25 protein-coding genes are annotated in these 21,373 nt (G+C 61.9%); 14 read left to right on the plus strand and 11 right to left on the minus strand.

What is annotated here, in order from left to right; genetic code table 11:
- Nucleotides 1-6: 6 nt before the first annotated feature.
- From AC1D06_RS13040 to AC1D06_RS13050, 3 genes are read right to left on the minus strand one after another with little or no spacing between them, the layout of a single operon-like run.
- On the minus strand, nucleotides 7-528 hold the full coding sequence (locus tag AC1D06_RS13040; RefSeq protein ID WP_477986551.1) for a hypothetical protein: 522 nt from the start codon (nucleotides 526-528) through the stop codon (nucleotides 7-9).
- Nucleotide 529: 1 nt separating this feature from the next.
- Nucleotides 530-1,567, minus strand: a complete 1,038-nt coding sequence (locus AC1D06_RS13045) for an SAM-dependent methyltransferase (RefSeq protein ID WP_477880857.1) — start codon at nucleotides 1,565-1,567, stop codon at nucleotides 530-532.
- Nucleotides 1,564-2,328 carry a DUF1295 domain-containing protein gene (locus AC1D06_RS13050; protein ID WP_477986578.1) on the minus strand — a complete coding sequence of 255 codons (765 nt, stop codon included), beginning with the start codon at nucleotides 2,326-2,328 and terminating at the stop codon, nucleotides 1,564-1,566. The genes AC1D06_RS13045 and AC1D06_RS13050 overlap by 4 nt, the downstream gene beginning before the upstream one ends.
- Before the next feature lie 228 nt (nucleotides 2,329-2,556).
- Here AC1D06_RS13050 and AC1D06_RS13055 point away from each other — a divergent pair, with 228 nt between their 5' ends.
- The 5 genes from AC1D06_RS13055 to AC1D06_RS13075 are packed head-to-tail and all read left to right on the plus strand — an operon-like array spanning nucleotide 2,557 to nucleotide 6,745.
- A complete protein-coding gene (locus AC1D06_RS13055; protein WP_477986552.1) occupies nucleotides 2,557-3,918 on the plus strand; it encodes an NAD(P)/FAD-dependent oxidoreductase in 1,362 nt (453 codons plus the stop codon).
- Complete coding sequence (locus AC1D06_RS13060) at nucleotides 3,915-4,721, plus strand: DUF1365 domain-containing protein (RefSeq protein ID WP_477986553.1); 807 nt, start codon at nucleotides 3,915-3,917, stop codon at nucleotides 4,719-4,721. Before AC1D06_RS13055 ends, AC1D06_RS13060 begins: the two co-directional genes overlap by 4 nt.
- Nucleotides 4,718-5,947 (plus strand): class I SAM-dependent methyltransferase, encoded by a 1,230-nt coding sequence (locus tag AC1D06_RS13065; RefSeq protein ID WP_477986554.1) that lies wholly within the window; start codon nucleotides 4,718-4,720, stop codon nucleotides 5,945-5,947. Before AC1D06_RS13060 ends, AC1D06_RS13065 begins: the two co-directional genes overlap by 4 nt.
- Before the next feature lie 11 nt (nucleotides 5,948-5,958).
- Nucleotides 5,959-6,327, plus strand: a complete 369-nt coding sequence (locus tag AC1D06_RS13070; protein ID WP_477880849.1) for a DUF2147 domain-containing protein — start codon at nucleotides 5,959-5,961, stop codon at nucleotides 6,325-6,327.
- Between the two features lie 13 nt (nucleotides 6,328-6,340).
- Nucleotides 6,341-6,745, plus strand: coding sequence for a DUF2177 family protein (locus tag AC1D06_RS13075; RefSeq protein WP_477986555.1), 405 nt, complete (start codon nucleotides 6,341-6,343; stop codon nucleotides 6,743-6,745).
- Nucleotides 6,746-6,804: 59 nt separating this feature from the next.
- Here AC1D06_RS13075 and AC1D06_RS13080 read toward each other — a convergent pair whose 3' ends face one another.
- Both AC1D06_RS13080 and AC1D06_RS13085 read right to left on the minus strand, forming a co-directional pair.
- Entirely contained in the window at nucleotides 6,805-8,409 is a 1,605-nt protein-coding gene (locus tag AC1D06_RS13080; protein WP_477986556.1) for a CRTAC1 family protein, read from the minus strand.
- 2 nt (nucleotides 8,410-8,411) lie between these two features.
- On the minus strand, nucleotides 8,412-9,734 hold the full coding sequence (locus AC1D06_RS13085; protein WP_477986557.1) for a vanadium-dependent haloperoxidase: 1,323 nt from the start codon (nucleotides 9,732-9,734) through the stop codon (nucleotides 8,412-8,414).
- A 210-nt stretch (nucleotides 9,735-9,944) separates the two neighbouring features.
- Between AC1D06_RS13085 and rhaM the strand changes: the two genes are divergently transcribed.
- Together rhaM and AC1D06_RS13095 are read left to right on the plus strand one after the other, a co-directional pair.
- Nucleotides 9,945-10,319, plus strand: a complete 375-nt coding sequence (gene rhaM / locus AC1D06_RS13090) for an L-rhamnose mutarotase (RefSeq protein ID WP_477986558.1) — start codon at nucleotides 9,945-9,947, stop codon at nucleotides 10,317-10,319.
- Between the two features lie 35 nt (nucleotides 10,320-10,354).
- On the plus strand, nucleotides 10,355-11,101 hold the full coding sequence (locus AC1D06_RS13095; protein ID WP_477880843.1) for an SDR family NAD(P)-dependent oxidoreductase: 747 nt from the start codon (nucleotides 10,355-10,357) through the stop codon (nucleotides 11,099-11,101).
- Nucleotides 11,102-11,140: 39 nt separating this feature from the next.
- Here AC1D06_RS13095 and AC1D06_RS13100 read toward each other — a convergent pair whose 3' ends face one another.
- The 5 genes from AC1D06_RS13100 to AC1D06_RS13120 form a co-directional block, all read right to left on the minus strand.
- Entirely contained in the window at nucleotides 11,141-11,374 is a 234-nt protein-coding gene (locus AC1D06_RS13100) for a hypothetical protein (RefSeq protein ID WP_477880841.1), read from the minus strand.
- Nucleotides 11,375-11,668: 294 nt separating this feature from the next.
- Complete coding sequence (locus tag AC1D06_RS13105; protein WP_477986559.1) at nucleotides 11,669-13,594, minus strand: BTAD domain-containing putative transcriptional regulator; 1,926 nt, start codon at nucleotides 13,592-13,594, stop codon at nucleotides 11,669-11,671.
- A gap of 46 nt (nucleotides 13,595-13,640) precedes the next feature.
- Nucleotides 13,641-14,093 (minus strand): helix-turn-helix domain-containing protein, encoded by a 453-nt coding sequence (locus tag AC1D06_RS13110; protein ID WP_477986560.1) that lies wholly within the window; start codon nucleotides 14,091-14,093, stop codon nucleotides 13,641-13,643.
- Nucleotides 14,094-14,427: 334 nt separating this feature from the next.
- Nucleotides 14,428-14,607, minus strand: a complete 180-nt coding sequence (locus tag AC1D06_RS13115) for a hypothetical protein (protein ID WP_477880836.1) — start codon at nucleotides 14,605-14,607, stop codon at nucleotides 14,428-14,430.
- Nucleotides 14,608-14,618: 11 nt separating this feature from the next.
- On the minus strand, nucleotides 14,619-14,885 hold the full coding sequence (locus AC1D06_RS13120; protein ID WP_477986561.1) for a hypothetical protein: 267 nt from the start codon (nucleotides 14,883-14,885) through the stop codon (nucleotides 14,619-14,621).
- A 464-nt stretch (nucleotides 14,886-15,349) separates the two neighbouring features.
- Here AC1D06_RS13120 and AC1D06_RS13125 point away from each other — a divergent pair, with 464 nt between their 5' ends.
- Nucleotides 15,350-15,988 (plus strand): outer membrane protein, encoded by a 639-nt coding sequence (locus AC1D06_RS13125; protein WP_477986562.1) that lies wholly within the window; start codon nucleotides 15,350-15,352, stop codon nucleotides 15,986-15,988.
- Between the two features lie 57 nt (nucleotides 15,989-16,045).
- Here AC1D06_RS13125 and AC1D06_RS13130 read toward each other — a convergent pair whose 3' ends face one another.
- Nucleotides 16,046-16,759 carry a DUF72 domain-containing protein gene (locus AC1D06_RS13130; protein ID WP_477986563.1) on the minus strand — a complete coding sequence of 238 codons (714 nt, stop codon included), beginning with the start codon at nucleotides 16,757-16,759 and terminating at the stop codon, nucleotides 16,046-16,048.
- 76 nt (nucleotides 16,760-16,835) lie between these two features.
- Between AC1D06_RS13130 and AC1D06_RS13135 the strand changes: the two genes are divergently transcribed.
- The 6 genes from AC1D06_RS13135 to AC1D06_RS13160 all read left to right on the plus strand — a co-directional run bounded on the left by AC1D06_RS13135 (nucleotide 16,836) and on the right by AC1D06_RS13160 (nucleotide 21,296).
- Nucleotides 16,836-17,012, plus strand: a complete 177-nt coding sequence (locus AC1D06_RS13135) for a hypothetical protein (RefSeq protein WP_477986564.1) — start codon at nucleotides 16,836-16,838, stop codon at nucleotides 17,010-17,012.
- Between the two features lie 135 nt (nucleotides 17,013-17,147).
- Nucleotides 17,148-18,440 carry a UDP-N-acetylglucosamine 1-carboxyvinyltransferase gene (gene murA, locus AC1D06_RS13140; protein WP_477880830.1) on the plus strand — a complete coding sequence of 431 codons (1,293 nt, stop codon included), beginning with the start codon at nucleotides 17,148-17,150 and terminating at the stop codon, nucleotides 18,438-18,440.
- Nucleotides 18,441-18,561: 121 nt separating this feature from the next.
- Nucleotides 18,562-18,999 carry a DUF2948 family protein gene (locus AC1D06_RS13145; RefSeq protein ID WP_477986565.1) on the plus strand — a complete coding sequence of 146 codons (438 nt, stop codon included), beginning with the start codon at nucleotides 18,562-18,564 and terminating at the stop codon, nucleotides 18,997-18,999.
- 47 nt (nucleotides 19,000-19,046) lie between these two features.
- Nucleotides 19,047-20,345, plus strand: coding sequence for a histidinol dehydrogenase (gene hisD / locus AC1D06_RS13150; protein ID WP_477986566.1), 1,299 nt, complete (start codon nucleotides 19,047-19,049; stop codon nucleotides 20,343-20,345).
- A 1-nt stretch (nucleotide 20,346) separates the two neighbouring features.
- Nucleotides 20,347-20,823 carry a UPF0262 family protein gene (locus AC1D06_RS13155; protein ID WP_477880826.1) on the plus strand — a complete coding sequence of 159 codons (477 nt, stop codon included), beginning with the start codon at nucleotides 20,347-20,349 and terminating at the stop codon, nucleotides 20,821-20,823.
- Between the two features lie 5 nt (nucleotides 20,824-20,828).
- Nucleotides 20,829-21,296, plus strand: coding sequence for an arsenate-mycothiol transferase ArsC (locus AC1D06_RS13160; protein ID WP_477880825.1), 468 nt, complete (start codon nucleotides 20,829-20,831; stop codon nucleotides 21,294-21,296).
- Nucleotides 21,297-21,373: the final 77 nt, after the last annotated feature.

Here is a 21,373-nt window from a genome sequence, read left to right on the forward strand (position 1 = left end):
AGAATTTCATCGCCGCGCCGCCGGCCAGCGCAGGGCGATGAAGGCCATGAGGCTGGCGACGGCGAAGGCATTGAGATTGAGAAGCGTCGCAAGGTCGGCGTCGCTCCAGACATGCAACGGCAGGCCCAACCTGCCATGGCTGACTGCGAAGACGACAAAGATGAAGGCGATCAACCCGCGCTGCCACCATTTTTCCCCGGCATGAAAGGACAAGGCGGCCAGCATCATGCAGGGCGCGAAAAACAATTCCGTTGCCGCGCTCGGGCCGAACAGTTTCGTCGCCAGCACGGTATCGATCGTGCCGACGACCGGCACGCCGGCGCGCGCGACAAGCGGATAGCGCGGGGCCAGGAGCACGATGGCCGCGAAAGCCGGCATCGCCAACAGCGTCCACAACGAAGCCGCCACCCCGCTGCCGACCAGCCACCAGATATAGACCGGGTAGAACGGCTTGTTGAGCAGGATCACCCACGCCACAGTCACGGAGGCGGCTGTCAGCGGATCGGTCGGCCGAGGCGTGGCAGCCATGTCACTCCGCCGCCCCTGCCGGCGCCAATAGATAATGACCGACACCCCAGATCTCGCCATGGTCATGGCCGAAGAGCCCGGCAGTGGCTAGGAAGAACAGCCGCCAGCGTCGGCGCCAGAGGCTTGCGTCGCTGCCATAGACCTGTTTCAGGATCGCATCGACGCGTTCACTCTCCCTGTCCAAATTCTCCAGCCAGTCCAGCGCCGTGCGGCGGTAATTGACGCCGGACCAGCGCCATTCGCTTTCGACGGCAAACAGGTCTGGAAACCGGCTGGGCAGGTCATGCGCCGGCATGATGCCGCCGGTGAAGAAATGCTGCGCGATCCAGTCGCTTTGATCCTTGTGGTCGAAACGATAGGAGCGGTTGCGATGGGTGAAGACGTGCAGGAACAGTTTGCCGTCATCTTTCAGCCAGCCGTGCGCCCGTTCGAGCAACAGCCGCCAGTTCGACATATGCTCGAACATTTCGACCGAGACCACGCGGTCATGCCGCTCGTCGGTCGAGAACGTGTTCATGTCGGCGGTCATGATCTTGAGATTGGCCAGGCCGCGCAGATGTGCCTGTTCCTCGATGTGAGCCCGTTGCGAGGCCGAGTTGGACACGGCGGTGATGCGCGCATGCGGAAAACGCTCGGCCATGTAGAGCGACAGCGAACCCCAGCCGCAGCCGAGTTCGAGGATCGTCTGGCCGTCGCTGAGCTGCGCGTGTCGCGTGGTTTCCGCGAGCGCGATATTTTCCGCCTCGGCGAGCGACGTTGCGTCCGTAGCATAGAAGCAGCAGGAATATTTGCGCTGCGGCCCCAGGATCGCCGCGAAAAATTCCGGCGGCAGTTCGTAATGCTGCGCATTGGCATCGTCGGTATGGGTGGCGACCGGATAGTCTTGCATGCCGAGCACGAAAGCTGCCTCCGCCGTCTCCGGCACCTCTTCCAGCCGGCGTTTCGTTCGCCCGCACAGGAAATCTATGCCGGCCAGTGTCAGGCTATCCGGCATCGGCGTGCGCTCGGCGGCATTGATTGCGAAAGCCAGCATGTTCATCGGCCAGTCCCCCTCTTCTTGACGACGCCGGAACGTCGCGGCCCTGGAAAAAATGCGTTGACCCGCCGCTGCAGCGAGCGGAACCGGTCACCGCGCGTTTCGAGCATGTGCTTTTCAAGTGGCGGAATGCCCGAGCCATAGACCAGCAGCCCGTACATCTGGAGGGGCGCAAGCAGCGTGAGCCAGCCCCAGAGGAACTGGCTGCTGATGGCCAAGAGCGGCCACACGCACCAGAACAGCCATTCGAAGAAATAGTTGGGATGGCGGGAATAGGCCCAGAGGCCGATTTCGCAGACGCCGACCTTGCCCTGGGCGCTGCGGCGGAAGCGAGCGAGCTGCCGGTCGGCGATTGCCTCGCCGATCAGCGCGCCAGCCCCGACAATCATTGCCAGCAGGTCGAACCCGGTCGCAAATGGTGCCGGATTGCTCGCCGCGCAATAGACCGCCAGCACCAGCACGAAGGAAGCCGCAGCCTGCACCTGCAGGAACAGGAAAAGCCTGATAGCTGCGGCGGCACCCCATTGCTTGATCAGGTCGGCATAGCGTGGGTCTTCGCCGCCGCCGCGCGTGCGGATGCCGATATGGCTGCCGAGCCGTCCGGACCAGAGGATGACAAGCACCAGGATGACCATACGCCGCTGATGGTCGCCTTCGCCCAGCAATGCCGCCACCACGCCGCCGGCGCCGACGGCAAAGGACCAGAGCGTGTCGATCCAGCCGCTCATCCCTGTCAGGCGCTGGATCGCCCAGGCCAGTGCCATTGCCAGACTGAGACCGATCGCGAAGCTGATCAGGACGAGGATGCTCACGGCGGCTCCGTTTCGATTGCGCTGACATTGCTACGCGGCATTGGCGCATACAGTTCTACCGCCGCAAAAATAAATATAGGAAACTTTTTACTGTCTCGGTGAAACCAAGTGCGCACCCTGTCCGTATGCATCGACAGGAGCAATAAACATCTGCAGCTCCGCGAAAAATGGGAGTGGAGCATGGGCTATCATGACCGGCTTGGGGGCAGCCGTCCGCTGAATATCGCCGTGATCGGCACCGGCATTTCCGGACTGTCGGCGGCATGGCTCCTCTCCGAACGTCACGATGTCACAGTGTTCGAAGCCGCTGACCGCGTCGGTGGCCACAGCAACACCGTGGAGTTCGACAGCCCGGCGGGCCGGATCGCCGTCGACACCGGCTTCATCGTCTATAACGAGATGACCTATCCCAATCTGACAGCATTGTTTCGTACACTCGATGTGCCGACGGCGGCGTCCAGCATGTCGTTTTCGGTGTCGATGGGCGACGGCGCTTTCGAATATTCCGGCGGCACCGGCTTCGGCCTTCTGGCGCAGGCCTCCAACCTCGCCAATCCGCGCTTCTGGTCTTTGATGCGCGACGTCTTGCGCTTCTATCGCAATGCGCCACGCGACCTGCCGGTCATGGGCGACCTGTCACTTGATGAATATCTCGCGCATAACGGCTATGGCCGCGCCTTCCGCGACGATCATCTCTATCCGATGGCGGCGGCGATCTGGTCGACGCCGGCCATGCAGGTGGGTGACTATCCGGCCGCCAATTTCGTGCGCTTCTGCGGCAATCATGGCCTGCTCAATCTGTGGAACCGGCCGCTCTGGCGCACGGTGCGCGGCGGCAGCCGGCAATATGTGAGCCGCCTCACGGCGCGTTTCGCCGATCGCATCCACACATCCACCCCGATCCAGGCGGTCCGCCGCGGTATGGATTGCGTCGAAATCACCGATGCGCACGGCATGATCAGGAGTTTCGACGATGTCGTCATTGCCACCCACGCCGACCAGGCGCTGCGCATGTTGAAAGACGCGACAGAAGAGGAACACCGTGTCCTCGGTGCCTTCCGCTATTCACGCAACGAAGCCATCCTGCACAGTGACAGAAGGCTGATGCCGAAGCGCCGCGCCGCTTGGTCGAGCTGGAACTATCTGCACGACGGCGCGGCGGGCTTCTGCCAGCCCTCGGTGACCTATTGGATGAACAGATTGCAGCCGCTGGGCTCGGCGCCGCCGACTTTCGTGACGCTCAATCCTTGCCGGGCTCCATCGGAGGAAACGGTGATCCGCCGCCAAATCTACGAGCATCCGATCTTCGACCTCGCCACCGAGCGGGCGCAGCACGAACTCTGGTCGCTGCAGGGCCGCCGCAACACCTGGTTCTGCGGCGCCCATTTCGGCTCGGGCTTCCATGAGGATGGGCTGCAGGCGGGGCTGGCGGTCGCCGAGGACCTGGGCGGCCTCAGCCGGCCCTGGCAGGTTGCGGCGGAGAATGCCCGCATCGTCCGCAAGCCGGTCGTCTATCCGGCCGGCACGGAGGCGCTCGCATGAGCGACGCTCTGGCATCGGCGCTGTTTCCAGGGCATGTGACGCATGCGCGCGCGCGGCCGAAGGTGCACAAGCTTTCCTATCGCATCTATTCGCTGCTTCTCGACCTGGACGAACTGGACGATCTCGGCCGGCGTCTGCGCTGGTTCTCGGTCGACCGCTTCAACCTGTTCTCCTTTTACCGCCGCGATCGCGGCGAGCGGTCCGGCGTGAATCTTCGGGGTCAGGTGGAGCAGGCCATGCACGCCGCCGGAATCGCAGCGGATGGCGGCCCGATCCGCCTGCTCACCATGCCGCGCCTGCTCGGCTGGGCTTTCAATCCGCTCAGCACCTTCTTCTGCTACTGCAAGAGCGGCGAACTCGCCGCCATTCTCTGGGAGGTCGACAACACATTTGGCCAGCGTCACGCCTATATGATCCCGGTTGCGCCGGGGCAGACCGGCGAGATCGTCCAAGACTGCGACAAAGCCTTCTATGTTTCGCCTTTCATGGATATGCAGCTCCATTATCTGTTCACCGTCTCGCCGCCCGGCGAGCGGCTGTCGATCCGCATCGATGTCTTTGATGATCAGGGCTTGCTGCTCACAGCGCGGCATCTTGCACGCCGCACCGAACTGACTGATTCCGCTTTGCTTAAGGCATTTTTCACGATACCTTTTCTTACCGCGCGCGTGATCGGGGGGATCCATTGGGAGGCGCTGAAGCTCTGGCTCAAGGGCGTTCGGCTGCGTGGTCGCCCCGCTCCGCCTGCGGAGCCTGTTTCTGTTGTTCCAATTTCCGAAATCGGGGGAAGCCAAGCGCGATGAGTCAGCTCGACGATTTTTCACCGGCTGCGATGGAAACCGAGAGCCGCAGCGGCGGTTTTGGCGTCCGCATGATCGGTCGCCTGCTTGCCGGTCTGCGCTATGGTCGCCTGCGCGTGACGCTTCCCTCCGGCGCCGTGATCGACAAGACCGGCACTGAGCCCGGCCCGGAAGCGGTGATCGTCATGCATCGTTGGCGCATGCTGCGCCGGCTGGTGATCGGCGGCGATATCGGCTTTGCCGAAGGTTTTATCGAGGGTGACTGGACGACGCCCGATCTGACCGCTCTGATCCGCTTCGCCGCCCGCAACACCGAGGTTCTCGCGTCAGCGATCGAGGGCTCGCCGTTTGGCCGGATCCTCAACCGCCTCGGTCACCTGTTCCATGCCAATACCCGCCGCGGCAGCCGCCGCAATATCGAGGCGCATTACGATCTCGGCAACGATTTCTACAAGCAGTGGCTCGGCCCTTCCATGCTGTATTCGTCCGCAATCTGGGACGCGACGACGCCCACTCTCGAGGCCGCACAGGCGCTGAAGCTCGAAAGGGTGCGCGAGAAACTCGCTCTCGCCGGCGGCGAAACCGTGCTCGAAATCGGCTGCGGCTGGGGCGCGCTTGCGGCTGACCTCGCAACCGAGGCAGATGCGAAGGTCACCGGCATCACGCTTTCGCCTTCGCAGCTCAGCTGGGCGAAAGCGGCTGCCTATGACAGCGGCAAGGCTGAGCGGATCGATCTCCGCCTCCAGGATTATCGGGACCTTGAGGGCTCATTCGATCGTATCGTCTCGATCGAAATGTTCGAAGCGGTCGGCGAGGCCTATTGGCCGTCCTATTTCGATACCCTGAAACGCTGCCTCGAGCCGGGTGGTCGTGCCGTGCTGCAGATCATTTCGATCGAAGACAAGCGGTTCGAGGACTATCGCCGGAAGACGGATTTCATCCAGAAGTATGTTTTCCCCGGTGGCTTCCTGCCCTCCGATACGGTCCTGGCAAAGGCGGTCGGCAAAGCCGGGTTGGTGCTCTCCGATATCGAGCACTTCGGCAAATCCTACGCCCGCACGCTCGCCGAATGGCGCAGCCGTTTCAAGGCGCAATGGCCATCGATCGCGGCGCTTGGCTTCGACCAGCGCTTCTATCGGCTCTGGGATTATTATCTCTGCTATTGCGAGGCCGGCTTCGAGGAACAGACCATCGATGTCGGGCTTTATGTCATCACGCACACCGATTGAGGAGAAAGCTGATGAGAAGAATATTGCCGATCATGGTTCTTGCGCTCGCACTGCCCTCAGCCGCCTATGCGGTCACGCCCTTCGGCCAATGGGCGCGCGGTGATGGCAATGCGCGGGTCAGGGTTGCCAAATGCGGCGCCAACATCTGCGCCACCAATACCTGGATCAAGCCGGGTACGCCGAGCGAAAAGAAGGGTGACGTCCTGGTGATGACGATCGCCCCCGTCACGGACGGCCACTACAAAGGGTCCGCCTATGATCCGCAGCGCAACATGACCTACAAGATGTCGCTCGATGTCAGCGGTGACAGCATGACGACGACAGGCTGCGTGCTTGGCGGCCTGCTTTGCAAAGGCGTCAACTGGACGAAGATCAACTGAGCGGGCAGTCTCCATGAAGTCCTATGTCACCGCTTATGCCGCCGCCTTGATCGCCTTCGCGGCAATCGACTTCGTCTGGCTGAGCACCATGGCCGGCCTTCTCTACAAGCCTGTCATGGGCGACATGCTGGCGCCGCAGTTCCGGCCGGCGCCGGCCGCGCTGTTCTATCTCGTCTATGTCGCCGGCCTCGTCTTTTTCGCCGTCCGTCCGGGCCTGCAGTCGGGCAGCCTGACGACCGCGATGGCCTATGGCGCCGCCTTCGGCTTCTTCGCCTACGCCACCTATGATCTCACCAACCAGGCGACATTAAAGAACTGGTCGACGACGCTGACCATCGCCGATCTCGTCTGGGGCACGGCGTTGTCGGCGGCCGCCGCCGGCATTAGCGAATGGGCGACGAGCCGGTTTTCAGGCTGAACTATTCGCCTGTGAACCGCGGCATGTATCCAACAGTCGCGGCAACCGCCCGATCATCGTCACTTCGGCAGCCACACCTTCACCGGCTTGTCGCGCTCGACCACGTAGAATTTGTTGGCATCGACCGTCTGCCATTCGCCTGCCTTGCCGTCCGGCCAGATCACCCGGACCTCGGTCCTGGCGAGCTTGTCGATGCCGAAATGCCGCCAGCCGAGCTCGCCGCTCGCGTGCCCGCCGCCGACGGTGATTTCGCGGCGCATGGTGACGCCCATGCATTTCACCTCCACCCAGGCACCGATCGCATCGCGGTTGGGGCCGGGCTGGACGAGCTGCAACTGGATCCAGTTGCCGGCATCGGTGCTGGTATTGCGCCAGAGCTGCGCATCGACCCAGCGGTTGACGACCACGAGATCGAGCTTTCCATCGAGGTTGAAGTCGGTCACCGCAGCGCCGCGCGCGACATTCATACTGGCAATGCCCGCCTTGTCGCCAACCTCCACGAATGTGCCGTCTGCCTTCTGCAGCAACAGATTGTTCGGGTCCTTCATGGCGAAGTCTTCCATCTTCGCCACATTGCCCTTGGCGACGAACAGGTCGGCGAGGCCGTCATTGTTGACGTCCTGGAACTCTGCATGCCAGGCGGTGCTCGGATGCCAGTCGCCGCCGGTATAGGGCCTGAAGGCGGTGACACCCTTCTTGAAGCCGATATCGGCGTAAGTGGGCTTTGGCTTGCCGTCCTTGGGAATGTCGGCAAGCGACTGAAGCTTGTTGTCGGCCATCGAGGTCAGGAAATATTCCGGATAGCCGTCGAAATTCAGGTCGTAGCTGGCAATGCCCATGCCCCAGATGCGCAGGTATTTCCAGCCTTCCGCCTGGCTGTAGAGTTCCGGTTTGCCGCCCGGCGGAATCTTCCACATCTGCTCCTGGCCGCCTTTGTAATATTCGCGGTCGTTGGAGACGCGCAGGCTCGGCGTGCCGGAACGGTTCCAGTCGGTGAACAGCATGGAGAGCGGGCAGAAGCTTGGCTTCAGCGGATAGGGCTTGGCGAATTTTCGCGCGGTCGCCGAGTCTGGTCGGAGCAGCCAGTTGTCGGTGCAGGTGCCCCAGGGATAGGTGTCCTCGTTGCGGTCGACATAGGTGCCGACGGCCAGCGTCGGCCAGTTATTGCCCTTCTCGAAGGTCGCCGAGAACGAAGTCGACCAGGAAGTGCCGCCGTCGAAATTCCATGCGGCATTGGCCTTCTCGAACTTGCAGCTGCCCAGGCCCCGCATGATGGCGTTCTCGCCGACCCTGAGCAGCACAACGTCGGTAATGCCGTCGCCATCGACATCCATCGGATAGGCGCCGGTCACGGCATCCAATTCGAGGCCGCTCTTCTCGGCGACGAATTTCAGTTCGCCGCCGCGCTTGCTGGCATTGCGGTAGAAGGTGCCCGGCTTCTCGCCGCCGGCGAGGAACATGTCGGGAAAGCCGTCGCCATTGCAGTCGAACGTGGCGACGCCGCCGCCGACCATGTATTGCCAGTCGCCGGCATAGATGGAATTGATGCCGGCGCTTTTCGTCTCCTCGACGAAGGTCGGGATGGCGAGCTTGGCGTCGGCCGCATGGGCCGCACCGGCCAAACCGAGGGTGATCAGGGCAAGTCCGAAAGACAGCGTGCGCATGATTATTTCCTCGTCTGGAGTTTGGCGGCATAGGCGCCGATGCAGCGGCCCTGCTCCAGGCCGAGCACGATGGCGTGACGGAAATGGATGCCGCCATACATACGGGAAATGCCCGCTTCCTTCGCCGCATCCCAGAAGCTGGCATATTTCCGCGGGATCAGGCCATCGGCCTCGTGCGTATGGTCCTCGAAGGCATAGTGATCGCCGAACAGTTTTGACAGCACGACGGCGGCCGCGGCAGAGGCGGAGCTATGGCCGGACGGATATTCAGGGAAGGGTGGGGTGATCAGGATCGCCTCCCACTTCTTGTCCATGGTCCGGCGGATATAGGTGATCGGCCTGACGAGATCATATTTGAATTTTGCATCCCAGCAGCCGATGAAGCCGTCGGCGACGGCGATGCCGAGCAGCGCCTGGGTCTCGACCATTTTCTCGATATCGGCATGGTCATGCTCGAACGCCTGCATGGCAATCGAGATCCAGTGGCCCGGCGGCGTCGGCGACAACATCGGATCGTCCGACCAGAAGCGGGCGATGGCGCGCTGCTCCGGCGTCGAGGTGTTGACGGTGTCGTAGACTTCCTTGGCTTCCTTGTAGAATTCGGAATTCTTGTCTTCGCTATAGGCGAGCGGCGGTGGCAGCGGGCAGGTCGCCCCCGTCGGCATGGCGAAAGTGCGGTTCTTGCCCCAGTCGGGCAAGAGCGGCAGCTGTTGCTGCGCGATCGTACTGGTCGGCACCCAATGCGCCGGGCCGGGCGTCAGCTTGTAGCTCAACGGGAAGCCCATATTTTGAATATCGGCACCGCCATCAGCCATCGACCAGGCGAGGATATGGTCGGCAATCGCCTTGCCATGCGCCTCGCTGCGGGCGACCACGTCGGTCGGCACGCCGGCGCTGACCTTGTCATGCATCTTCTTCTGCATGGCGGCCAGCGCTCGCTGGCCGGTCGGGCCGGTATGGGTGAAGAAATTCTGTGCGGCATCCGCCAGTGCGGCGTTGAGCACGATGCTGTCGTCATAGGCCTTGCCGGCTTCGCGCTGAGGCACTGCGGTCAGGCCATGCACTTGGCCGGCCAGCGATTTCAGGTCCTTCGAGCCGGTCGCGATCGCCTCGAAGGTGGTAATGCCGAAATAGGCGAAGGAACGGCTGGCAACCGGTGGCGAATAGGTCGGCGTATGCCGGACGAGTTCGAGCACCAGCCGATACCAGTTCTTCATCACCGTTTCGGGCGGCATGCTGCTCGCCTGGGCGGCGGTCAGCGGCAGGACAAGCCACGATAGCGCGGCAATCAGGAAAATTGATAAAATATGACGCGTAGTCTGCATATGAACACTCCCCCCGAGCGCACGGCCTGGCCGCTTAAACCGATTAAAAGCACGGCTTCTTATTATCTGCAAGAGGGTGTGACAAGGCGCTTGCGGGCGAAACCCGGCGCCAATCCTATCTTCTTGATAATACTGCCGGACTGTTGTTACCTGCATGCGGCTTGATCGGTGGCGGGAAAGGTTCTAGCTGTGGCGCAGCGGAGAATCCTGATGGACGTACCGCAAGATCGATTGTACCAGACCAGGGAGGAGCTGTTGTCATCTGCAGATCTTGAGACCATTGCCTTCCGGATGAACCTCAATCCCGGAATGAAGGCGGAGTACAAGCGCCGCCATCACGAGATCTGGCCGGAGCTTTCGGCGCTTTTGAAAGAGGCCGGCATATCCGACTATTCGATCTGGCTGGACGAGGAAACCAATCATCTTTTCGCCGTTCTCAAGCGCCCGGCCGACCATATGATGGATCGCCTGCCGCAGGAGGCGATCATGCGCCGCTGGTGGGACTATATGGCCGATGTGATGGCGACCGACGCGCAGAACACACCGCTGCAGCGGCCGCTGGAGAAGATGTTCTACATGGCATAGCCGCTTCGACGGATCGAACGGAATTTGGAGGACGCATGAACAGCATCGATCTCTCCGGCCAGCACGCCGTGGTCACCGGCGGCGCACAGGGACTGGGTTTTGCCATGGCCAGGCGCTTTGTCGCCTCGGGCGCTACGGCCACGCTCTGGGATGTCAATGCCGATCTGCTGGAAACGGCAAAGCAAAGCCTCGGCGCACAGACGACCAGCCTCGTCGTCGACGTGACGGATTGGGAGCAGGTCGAAGCGGCGCGCCGCAGGACCGAGGAGATCGCCGCGCCGGTGTCGATCCTGGTCAATTCCGCAGGCATTGCCGGCGCCACCGCTTCGCTCGACAATTATGACATCGCGCTCTGGAAACAGATCATCGACATCAATCTCAACGGCACTTTTTACTGCAACCGTGCCGTGGTGCCGGGGATGAAGGAGCGAAATTACGGCCGCATCGTCAATATTGCCTCGATCGCCGGCAAGGAAGGCAATCCCAACGCCTCGGCCTATTCAGCGTCGAAGGCCGCGGTGATCGGGCTCACCAAGTCGCTCGGCAAGGAATTGGCCGGCTTTGACATCGCGGTGAACTGCATCACGCCGGCAACCGCCCAGACCCGCATCCTCGACACGCTGTCGGAAGAGTTCATCGAATATATGCGCTCGCGCATTCCCCGCGGCCGCTTCCTGGAGGTCGATGAGGCCGCCGCCATGGTGGCCTGGCTGGTGTCGAAGGAAAACAGCTTCACGACGGCGGCGGTTTTCGACCTGTCGGGCGGTCGGGCGACATATTGACGATCGGATGCCCCCTACTGCACCCGGTCACTATGCTGCTTAATTGTAATGTGCCGTGATACCGGTATCCGTTTTCATCTCGCCCTTGCGCAAGTCGACACCGTGCATCTCCATCTCTTCGATGATGGCTGCCAAGGCGACATCCAGGCAATATGTCGGCATGGTGGTGCCCAGGTCCTGTGCGGTCTGGCGCGCATGCGTGACCATCCTTGCCAATGCAGCCAATTCCTTTTCGAACTCCGTGCTGCTCACGGTCGATATCTGTTTTGTCATCAAAGCCCCCTTGAACGCGCAATCGCTACAATTGTGATTGCCTTACAAAAACTAAGACATCGGGCGTTACACGAGCGTTACACGGTCGTTCTTCGGAGGGTTGTGTTGGTTGATGCAACCAAGTTGCAGCAATTTATCAGACGAAGAAGTGCACGAGATTTGCCATTCACTTGACGATTGTTAAAAAGAACTGGTCTTTTGTTATCTTCTATCACTGATGGAGGCGCTCTTGCGCCTCATTTCTTTGGGTTGATCGCTTCCGGTTTGAGAACAGCTGACATCCCAAGCAAACGATCACGCAAATCCCGCCTTGCGCAATCCTTCCCGGTATTGCTCCTTCTGCCATTGTTCCCTGACCGGCATGATCGACAGCCATGTCTCGATGTTGAAGTCGGGATGGATCGCCAGCGCCTTGCGTCGGTAAAATTGTGCCTTTTTGCGATCGCCGAGCATGCCCCAACACGCGGCGGCGACCCTGGAAGCCGGACCTTGCTCCTCCATCTGGCCGAGACGGTCGAGTGCCGTCTCATAGCGTTCCAGGCAATAGTTCGCGCCCGCCGCCGTCCAATAGTAGACATCCGGCGCCAAAGGATTGAGCTCCAACGCGCTTTCGATCTTCGCCAGCCCACGCACCGGGTCGGACGCGTGCACGAGGGTGTCGGCATAGTCGGCGATCATGTCGGCATGGCAAGGTGAGGCGGCCTCGGCCTTTTCGAACGCCTCGATGCTTTCGTCGAACTGGTGTTGATAGAGCTTTGCAACGCCGAGTTCCCGATAGCCGCCGGGGCTGCCGTCTTGCACGCGAATGGCATCCCGCGCAAAAAACTCCGATGACTTGAGCAGCGCGACATCGCCCCTTGCGGTGAGCAGCCATTCCAAATGATCGGCCCGAGCAAGCCCAGCAAGGGCTGCCGAAAACCGCCGGTCCTCCTTCATCGCCTGGCGGAAGGCCTTGCGGGCGCGGCGGATGTCGGGCAGGTCGATGCGCTTGAGGAAGCGCTGGCCCATCAGGTAATACTGATAGGCATTGGGATGCTGCTCGCAGCCGAGCCGTTCGATTTCCATCTCTTCGATGCCTGATGTCACCGAGGCGATGATACGGCTTGCCATCGCACGATATTGGCGGGGCATGGAGGCGACGCCGGCGTCGAAGCGATCGGCCCAGATGACCGAATCGTTGCGGATGTCGACCAGCTGGGCAAAGATGCTTTCGTGGCCGTCCTGGGTCCGAACCCGCGTATCGAGCGCATAGCGGATCGTGTGTTGCTCATAGGCGGCCGCGCGATCGGTGGCTATGGCGATCCGGTCGGCCGTGTGCGGCGCAATCATGGCAATGGTCTTGAAGCTGCAGAGCCCGAGTGTGACATCCTCGATAAGGCCCGGCACGAGGCTTGCCCCGGCGATGTCCGTGGGACGAAGCAGGGCAACCCGCGGCAGATGTCTGCGATATCCGGCGTCGGCACCGCCGCCTTCCTCACGGCTCCCTGTCACCCTGGGCTGCGGTTCGACGGTCGCGATCGCCGGCAGCAGGGCAAGAGTCGACCGCTCGGGCGCGGCGCCGACATCCTGCTTGAGCCGATCCTTGAGCCGTTCGAGCGTTGCCCGCGCCGCATTGGGATGGCCGCCGACAAGATGGATTCGCATCAGCGCGCGGTAGGCCGCTTCGCGCTGCGGCTCGATCTGCATGAGCCGGTAGGCGCTTTCCTGGACGAGCATGTGGTGCACGCCGAGATCACTGTCGCTCATCTCATCCAGCGTGTGCGAAATGCGGTCGGCCAGGCTTTCCCGTTGCGCCGTGATCCAGTCGCGGCCCCGTTCGGAGAGATCGTCGGCATCGGCGAGGAAGATGCCATGGCACTGCTGCAAGAAGGTTTTGAGGAGTGCCTCGGTGTTTGGCATGTCCTGGCCGAGGAGGACGAAATCACCCTCGACGAGCGCGGGATCGATCGCGATGGTCAGGTCGCGCGCGATGATCAGTTGTGTGCCGATCTCGGCCTGCCGGTTCTTGACGCGAGACAGGAGTGTCAGGAGATTACCCATGGCGCTGCGGCTGTCGGCGCTCCCCCAGAGGAATTGCGCGACGTCGCTGCGTGTGCGCTCGAACCCTTTGGCGGCGAGCAGGTAACAGATCGCAATCAGCGCCTTTTCCGGGTAGGGCACTGTCGCGCTCACGGAATCGGTGAGCCTGAGATCACCGAACGTCACCACCCGAAAGATCAAGGAATGCTCCGGAGGACCGCCATGGTCGTCCACGGCGGTATGGGGGCTACACAAAAAGCGGTTTCGACAATTTGGCTGCTTCGCCCAGCATATGTCTGCCGCCACCAGCCAGCGATTCGACGAAAGTGATGATCGATTTGCGGATCTGCGGATCCTTGATCCGCACGAATGCCTGGTTGAGCTTCAGCCCGTCGGCAGTGGAAAGATATTGCATGACACTGTTGGCTTCCGCCGTGGGGACGCCGATGCCGGTCGTGGTCGCCGGCAGGTCGTCACCGTCGCGGAAGAAGAAGCTGACGGGAACGCCGAGGACATTGGCAATCTCCTGCAGCCGGCTGGCGCCGATGCGGTTGGTGCCCTTCTCATATTTCTGGATCTGCTGGAATGTGATGCCGAGGGCACCGGCCAGGGTTCCCTGGCTCATGCCCAAGACCTGTCGCTGCAGCCGCACGCGTGCGCCGACGAAGACATCGATGGGATTGGGAGATTTGACTGACATTTTCTACCTCGGCTCATCGTTCCAACGCGACAGGCCCCGGAGCGGTCCGCCTGCTTCAACTCCTACGATAACCAAAAATTTGCACCTGTATAGGAGGAAATGTCGGATCATGGCGATATGGACAGGAAATGCCGTCCGCATGCAGCGCGCGTGTCGGGGCGATGCAAGCCGCCGTGCCATTTTCGTGGAAGCAATTGGCAGATGTCAATCGCCTGTGCAGACCTGGATCAGGGTGCAGCAGGAAGGGGGCGCTGAGCTCGATGGGAGGCGCAGGAGATTTCGCGAACCCACGACCGGAACCGGGATCGCGGCGAGAGGTTTTGGTGCGCCGCAATTATTTCTTGACCGAGAGACCATTGTCCAGGTCGGTCACCGCCGCCTTCACATGCTCGGCATCACTCTTGCCCTTGGCGCGGCCGCCGCCTTCGACGGCCTGCTTCGCCTTTTTGTCCGTCACCGTGTCAGGTTCCGGCGGCTCGCCGCCTGTCTCGGTTTTGTCCGTTTTCTCTGCCATTGTCACCCTCCTCAACCGAGCAATGGGCCGTTCGCGGGCGCACCGGGGGCGGTCGAGCCGTTGCCCTGCCTGAGGCGGCGGAGCTGGCTCAACAGGTTGAGCGATTGCGAAATGCGGGCCGCCGACTGATCGCCACCGCGCGACAGCACCTGTAGTATGTCTATGCCTTCGTCGACGGAGATCACGCCACGCATGGCCAGCCGGTCGATCAGGATGAGAAGTGCATCTTCGGCTGCGTGTGCACGCTGCCTCGTCTCCTTTTCATTGTTCGCGTCCATGTCCCTTGCTCCAGATCTCGATGATCGTCATGGCGGTAAAAGACCGGCTACGGGATATTGTTCCGCTCGCGCGGTGATAGATTTGCATTGCAAATTCAAACCACAGGAGGAGCTTTTCAATCTCCCGTGCCTTCGGTGCCAGCATCAATTCGGGCTATATCGTGGCAGTTCACAAAACCGCCACATCCACGGATGCTATCTCTGCAGGTCAGCCATTCACAATCACAGTGCCTTCTGTAAGCCATTGATGAAGAAGGGATAATTTCTACCTGCGCCAAATATTCGCATCCATTTTATTAGCTTATTTGGAACACAAAGCGCGCCTAGCTGTTTGAGGCATTGGGGAGCATCCCCATGTGAGTGATGTGATCTGCGCCGATCGGGCTGCCGCTTCGTTCGCGTGAAGCAGACCACTGCATCAGCCCGTGGGTGTTTGCCCGGGCGAATGTTGAAGGAGAATGAAAATGAAGAAGGCACTTCTGCTCTCCGCCGTGCTCGCGTCCATCGCGCCGGCGGCTTTTGCTGCAGATGCGATCGATGCAGTGCCGGCGGCGCCTGAGCCTGCGCAAGTTGCCGTGCCGGCCGGTTGGGATGGTCCCTATATCGGCGTCATGGGCGGTGCCGAGTGGCTGAACAGCCATCTCGACTTCAACGGGGCAACGGCTAAGCACACCGAATTCGGCGGTCTGCTGGGCACCTTCGCCGGCTATAACTACCAGTTCGACAACAATCTGGTGCTCGGCGCGGAAGGCGACTTCAGCTACAACTGGAACAAGGCCACGACCTCCCGCACCGACTACGGTACCGACTGGCAGGGTTCGGTTCGCGCCCGCGTCGGTTATGCAATGGACAATGCCCTGCTTTACGCAGCCGGTGGCTGGACGGTCACCCGTGGCTATGTCGATCTGGCAGGCCCGACCAGCAAGGGCACCAAGACGCTCAATGGTTATACGCTGGGTCTCGGCGTCGACTACAAGTTCACCGACAACATGTTTGCCCGTGCGGAGTATCGCTTCAACGATTTCGGCGGCAAGGATATCAAGAGCGTGAACTTCAACCCGCAGCAGCACGAAGTCATCCTCGGCATCGGCTACAAATTCTAAGTTTCCGTTCAAGGAGCTTAGGGACAATGAAAACGCGCCCGTCCGCCGGGCGCGTTTTCATTTGTGCCGGCACTGGTCGAGCATGGTCAGCGCATTGGGCAAGGCGGCTCCGGAAGCGGTATTGTCGAAAATGCACCAGCTGTCGGGTGAGGCCCGGTCCAGCTGTCGGCGATAGCGCGCGATATCTTCATCGCTATAGGAGGAATAGTAGACTTTTGGCGAACCATGCAGCCGGAGATAAAGGAAACCCGTTCGGTCCGCCGGCGTCTCAACGGCGATCACTGGCGGATCCGGCGTCACGCGCATCACATCGTTCACTGACAACAGTATGGTTGCCTCCGGCGAGCTCCAACTCCGATGTCGTGGTTCGATGACGATGCAGCCGGCAAAAGCGGAACGCAGGTGCGTCAGGAAAGCTTCGACGACTGCGGACTCGAATACCAGTTTCGGCGGCAATTGCATGAGGATTGGTCCGAGCTTCTCGTCCAGCGGACGGATGTCGGCGAGAAACAGGTCCGTGTCCGCTTCAGCGCTGCTAAGGCGCAGTTCATGCGTGATCCGTTTCGGCATCTTCACAGCAAACCGGAACCGGTCGGGCACGCTATCGGCCCAGCGCTGCCAGGTCTCCGGTCTGTGGCGCCGGTAGAACGACGAATTGACCTCGACCCCATCCAGTACATTCGCATAGCGATGCAGTGACGAACCGTTTTGTGGAAACCGCTTCGCCGCCGATTTCGCAATGCTCCACGCGGCCGTGCCGATAAAGACCATGGTCGTTCCTCCACCCTCTTCAACGCTTCCTCTCGACTTTGGTTTGCCGCGCCCGAATTTTGCGCTATGAAAAGCCATGGCCGAGGATAAGCCGGAAAAACCAGAGAGAAAGACAGCCGCCGACAAACGCGCCGAGCGGCTGAAACTGGAGCTGCGCGCCAATCTTGCCCGCCGCAAGCTCCAGGCGCGGGCGCGCCGCGAGGGGGCGGAGGACGACCGGCCGGGCGAATTGCTCGGCAGCGACGGCGAGTAGGAGAACCGCCGCAATTTTCCCCAAATCGTCCGGCTAAAACGATTAGGGCCATTCCTTGAATCGGCGACAACAATTCGCTACATGGCCGGGTAGAGATGGAGACGTCCTTCGGCGTCTCAAGGGGACTATATTTTCATGGATCGCATCAGAATCGTCGGCGGACAGCCGCTCAGTGGTACCATTCCGATTTCCGGCGCCAAGAATGCGGCTCTGCCGCTGATCATCGCCTCGCTGCTGACCAGCGATACGCTGACGCTCGAAAACGTGCCGCATCTCGCCGACGTCGAATTGCTCTGCCGCATCCTCGGCAACCACGGCGTCGACATCTCCGTCAACGGCCGCCGCGAGCATCAGGACGGCTCCTATGCCCGCACGATGCATTTCACCTGCCGCACCATTGCCGATGTGACCGCGCCCTATGAACTGGTGTCGCGCATGCGGGCAAGCTTCTGGGTGATCGGCCCGCTTCTCGCCCGCGCCGGCCAGGCCCGAGTTTCCCTGCCGGGCGGTTGCGCCATCGGCACGCGTCCGGTCGACCTCTTCCTCGAAAGCCTGCAGGCTCTCGGCGCCGAGATCGAGATCGACAGCGGCTATGTCAATGCCAAGGCGCCCAAGGATGGCCTGGTCGGCTGCCGCTATACTTTCCCGAAGGTCTCGGTCGGCGCCACCCATGTGATGCTGATGGCCGCCAGCCTTGCCAACGGCACGACGGTGATCGGCAATGCCGCGCGCGAGCCCGAAGTCGTCGACCTCGCGGCCTGCCTCAATGCCATGGGCGCAAAGATTTCGGGTGCCGGCACCGCGACCATCACCATCGAAGGCGTGCCGCTGCTTTCCGGTGCCCGCCATCGCGTCATGCCTGACCGTATCGAGACCGGCACCTATGCCATGGCTGTGGCCATGACCGGCGGCGATGTCGAACTGATCGACACCAGGGCCGACTATCTCCACACCGCGCTCGAAGCCATTCGCCGCGCCGGCGCCGACATCACGCCGACGGAACGCGGCATCCGTGTCTACCGCAATGGCGGCGGCATCCACCCGGTCGACGTGGTCACGGATCCCTATCCGGGCTTCCCGACCGACCTGCAGGCGCAGTTCATGGGCCTGATGACCAAATCGAGCGGCGCCTCGCACATCACCGAGACGATTTTCGAGAACCGTTTCATGCATGTGCAGGAACTCGCCCGGCTTGGCGCGAAAATCTCGCTCAATGGCCAGACCGCCCGCATTGAGGGCGTCGACCGCCTCAAGGGCGCCCCGGTCATGGCGACCGACCTGCGCGCCTCCGTGTCGCTGGTGATCGCCGGCCTCGCCGCCGAAGGCGAGACCATGGTGTCGCGCGTCTACCATCTCGACCGCGGTTTCGAGCGGCTGGAAGAGAAGCTGACGCGCTGCGGCGCCATTGTCGAGCGGATCAGCGGCTGATTTATCCGATGTCATAGAGCGGTTGCGCAAAACGGCCGCTCGTCCTATCTGAAGTATCGAGAAAATGGCCCGGCCGGTTGATTGAAATCCGGCGGGCGTGCGCGCGATACTGGATGATAAAATGCCCTTGAAACTTCTCGCCCTCGATGACGAGGACCTGACGGTGATCTCCGCCCACATGCAGGACGCCGTCCTGCGCGTCGGCGATCTCGATTATACCCCGAAGAACAAGAGTTTTACTCTTGCCGTCAACCGCTTCGACTGGGAAGCGGCCGAACGCGCCAGCAAAGGTTTCGAGCGCAGCCGTTCGGCGCTGTGCTTCAAGCAGGTCAAGGGCGTGCGCTCGGTGGGCTTCGACCGTAAGGCCAGCGACAAAGTGCTGTCGCTGCTCGCCGTCGTCTTCGAAAAGGAAGGCGAGGGGCCTGACGGCTCGATCGAACTGGTGCTCTCCGGCGGCGGCTCGATCCTGCTCGATGTGGACTGTATCGAAGTTCAGCTTGCGGATACCGGCGGCACGTGGGAAACGACGCTGAAACCGCGCCATCCCGGCGCGGCCTGACGGCGGCGCGCCGCCTATCATTCCATTGCAGTCTATGAGGGCGTTCCTTGGCGATCTGGCTTAACCGGCAATCCGCAGATTTCGAGAAGGAGTTCGCGGCTTTTCTCACCACCAAGCGGGAAGTCTCCGAGGACGTCAATGCGGCCGTGCGAGCCATTATCGCGGATGTGGTTGCCCGCGGCGATGCGGCGCTCAAGGATTATTCGCTGCGCTTCGACGCGCTCGATTTCGACAAGACGGCGATGCGCGTTGCGCCGCATGAACTGGACGAGGCCTTCGACGCCATCGACCCGCAAGTCCGCGAGGCCCTGCTTCTCGCTGCCGACCGGATCGAAAAGCACCACCGCCGCCAATTGCCCAAGGACGACATCTACGAAGATGCGCTCGGCGTGACGCTGGGTTCGCGCTGGACAGCGATCGAGGCGGTCGGCCTTTATGTTCCGGGCGGCTCGGCCAGCTATCCGAGTTCGGTGCTGATGAATGCGGTGCCCGCCAAGGTCGCCGGCGTGCCGCGCCTGGTCATGGTCGTGCCGGCGCGCGCAGGCACCATCAATCCCGCCGTGCTCGCCGCAGCCCGCATTGCCGGCATCGACGAGATCTACCGCATCGGCGGCGCCCAGGCGATTGCCGCGCTGGCTTACGGCACGGAGACGATCCGGCCGGTGGCCAAGATCACCGGTCCCGGCAATGCCTATGTCGCCGCCGCCAAGCGCCAGGTTTTTGGCACGGTCGGCATCGACATGATCGCCGGACCCTCGGAAGTGCTGGTCATTGCCGACGCCGACAACGATCCCGACTGGCTGGCCGCCGACCTCCTGGCCCAGGCCGAGCATGATACCGGAGCCCAATCGATCCTGGTCACCGATGACGAGGCTTTCGGCCGCGCCGTGGAAGGCGCCGTCATGCGCCAGCTGAAACAGCTCTCCCGCTCCGAAACCGCCGCAGCCTCCTGGCGCGACTTCGGCGCCATCATCCTCGTACCGAACATGGATGCGGCAGCGCCGATCGCCGACCGCATCGCCGCCGAGCATGTCGAGATCGCCATTGAACACCCCGAGGCGCTGATGAGCAAGATCCGCAATGCCGGCGCCTTCTTCCTCGGCCGCCACACGCCGGAAGTGATCGGCGATTATGTCGGCGGCTCCAACCATGTCCTGCCGACGGCGCGGTCGGCCCGCTTCTCTTCCGGCCTGTCGGTGCTCGACTATATGAAGCGGTCTTCCATCCTCAAGCTCAGTCCGGAGCCGCTGCGCGAACTCGGGCCATCGGCAATCACGCTGGCGCAATGCGAAGGGCTCGACGCCCATGCCCGCTCCGTCGCCATCCGGCTCAATCCGGAGCGATAAGATGGCGGCGAACGGGGTCCACCGGCTTTCGGATGTCACGCTGGACGAATCGATTGGCCGGTCGACGCCCGATGTCGAGCATGAGCGTGCCGTGGCGATCTTCGACCTCTTGGAGGAGAATTTCTTCGAGCCGGTTGGCCATGCGGGCGGCCCCTATCATCTGAAACTGTCGCTGCTCGACCACAAGCTGGTGCTGACGATCCTGACCGAGAAGAGCGAGCCGGTCGCCACCCATATCCTGTCGCTGACGCCGTTCCGCCGGATCATCAAGGATTATTTCATGATCTGCGAAAGCTATTATGAGGCGATCCGCACCTCGACGCCGAGCCAGATCGAAGCCATCGACATGGGCCGCCGCGGCATCCACAACGAAGGCTCGGAGACATTGGAAGAGCGGCTCAAGGGCAAGATCAAGCTCGATTTCGACACCGCCCGGCGTCTCTTCACGCTCGTCTGCGTGCTCTACTGGCGGGGCTGACGGTCATGGACGCCGCCGGCGACATCTGCCCTCCGAAGCTACCCGGTGCGGTGCTCTTCATGTGCGGCATGAATTCCATCCGCTCGCCAATGGCCGAGGCAATTGCCCGCCATCACCTGCCACAGAGCGTCTATGTCGCCTCCGCCGGCGTCCGTCGCGGCGAGCGCGACCCCTTCGTTGACACGGTACTGGCCGAAGTCGGGCTGACGCTCGGCCGCCACCAGCCGCATCTGCTCGATGATCTCGAGGACGACTATTTCGACCTGATCGTGACACTGGCGCCCGAAGCCCATCACGCCGCCCTCGACCTGACCCGCTCCTGGGCGGCCGATGTCGTCTACTGGGCAACGCCTGACCCGACCGTTGCCACGGGCACGCGCGAGCAGATTCTCAACGCCTATCGTGAGGTGCGCGATCACCTGACGCGCCGCATCCTCAGGAATATCGCCGCCGCCAATACCGAGCAGGCGTAAAAATCCTGTGCTTTCCTTGCACATGGCGCGATTTAGGCCTAAATAGCGCCACCCGAACAGTTCACAAGGCCGCCCAT

The sequence above is a fragment of the Rhizobium sp. P2_G2 genome (assembly GCF_056403555.1).

Bases quoted from the DNA above. Each gene is read 5' to 3' on its own strand.
- AC1D06_RS13040 (WP_477986551.1), bottom strand. From the start codon at position 528: ATGGCTGCCACGCCTCGGCCGACCGATCCGCTGACAGCCGCCTCCGTG.
- AC1D06_RS13045 (WP_477880857.1), bottom strand. From the start codon at position 1,567: ATGAACATGCTGGCTTTCGCAATCAATGCCGCCGAGCGCACGCCGATG.
- AC1D06_RS13050 (WP_477986578.1), bottom strand. From the start codon at position 2,328: ATGGCACTGGCCTGGGCGATCCAGCGCCTGACAGGGATGAGCGGCTGG.
- AC1D06_RS13055 (WP_477986552.1), top strand. From the start codon at position 2,557: ATGGGCTATCATGACCGGCTTGGGGGCAGCCGTCCGCTGAATATCGCC.
- AC1D06_RS13060 (WP_477986553.1), top strand. From the start codon at position 3,915: ATGAGCGACGCTCTGGCATCGGCGCTGTTTCCAGGGCATGTGACGCAT.
- AC1D06_RS13065 (WP_477986554.1), top strand. From the start codon at position 4,718: ATGAGTCAGCTCGACGATTTTTCACCGGCTGCGATGGAAACCGAGAGC.
- AC1D06_RS13070 (WP_477880849.1), top strand. From the start codon at position 5,959: ATGAGAAGAATATTGCCGATCATGGTTCTTGCGCTCGCACTGCCCTCA.
- AC1D06_RS13075 (WP_477986555.1), top strand. From the start codon at position 6,341: ATGAAGTCCTATGTCACCGCTTATGCCGCCGCCTTGATCGCCTTCGCG.
- AC1D06_RS13080 (WP_477986556.1), bottom strand. From the start codon at position 8,409: ATGCGCACGCTGTCTTTCGGACTTGCCCTGATCACCCTCGGTTTGGCC.
- AC1D06_RS13085 (WP_477986557.1), bottom strand. From the start codon at position 9,734: ATGCAGACTACGCGTCATATTTTATCAATTTTCCTGATTGCCGCGCTA.
- rhaM (WP_477986558.1), top strand. From the start codon at position 9,945: ATGGACGTACCGCAAGATCGATTGTACCAGACCAGGGAGGAGCTGTTG.
- AC1D06_RS13095 (WP_477880843.1), top strand. From the start codon at position 10,355: ATGAACAGCATCGATCTCTCCGGCCAGCACGCCGTGGTCACCGGCGGC.
- AC1D06_RS13100 (WP_477880841.1), bottom strand. From the start codon at position 11,374: ATGACAAAACAGATATCGACCGTGAGCAGCACGGAGTTCGAAAAGGAA.
- AC1D06_RS13110 (WP_477986560.1), bottom strand. From the start codon at position 14,093: ATGTCAGTCAAATCTCCCAATCCCATCGATGTCTTCGTCGGCGCACGC.
- AC1D06_RS13115 (WP_477880836.1), bottom strand. From the start codon at position 14,607: ATGGCAGAGAAAACGGACAAAACCGAGACAGGCGGCGAGCCGCCGGAA.
- AC1D06_RS13120 (WP_477986561.1), bottom strand. From the start codon at position 14,885: ATGGACGCGAACAATGAAAAGGAGACGAGGCAGCGTGCACACGCAGCC.
- AC1D06_RS13125 (WP_477986562.1), top strand. From the start codon at position 15,350: ATGAAGAAGGCACTTCTGCTCTCCGCCGTGCTCGCGTCCATCGCGCCG.
- AC1D06_RS13130 (WP_477986563.1), bottom strand. From the start codon at position 16,759: ATGGTCTTTATCGGCACGGCCGCGTGGAGCATTGCGAAATCGGCGGCG.
- AC1D06_RS13135 (WP_477986564.1), top strand. From the start codon at position 16,836: ATGGCCGAGGATAAGCCGGAAAAACCAGAGAGAAAGACAGCCGCCGAC.
- murA (WP_477880830.1), top strand. From the start codon at position 17,148: ATGGATCGCATCAGAATCGTCGGCGGACAGCCGCTCAGTGGTACCATT.
- AC1D06_RS13145 (WP_477986565.1), top strand. From the start codon at position 18,562: ATGCCCTTGAAACTTCTCGCCCTCGATGACGAGGACCTGACGGTGATC.
- AC1D06_RS13155 (WP_477880826.1), top strand. From the start codon at position 20,347: ATGGCGGCGAACGGGGTCCACCGGCTTTCGGATGTCACGCTGGACGAA.
- AC1D06_RS13160 (WP_477880825.1), top strand. From the start codon at position 20,829: ATGGACGCCGCCGGCGACATCTGCCCTCCGAAGCTACCCGGTGCGGTG.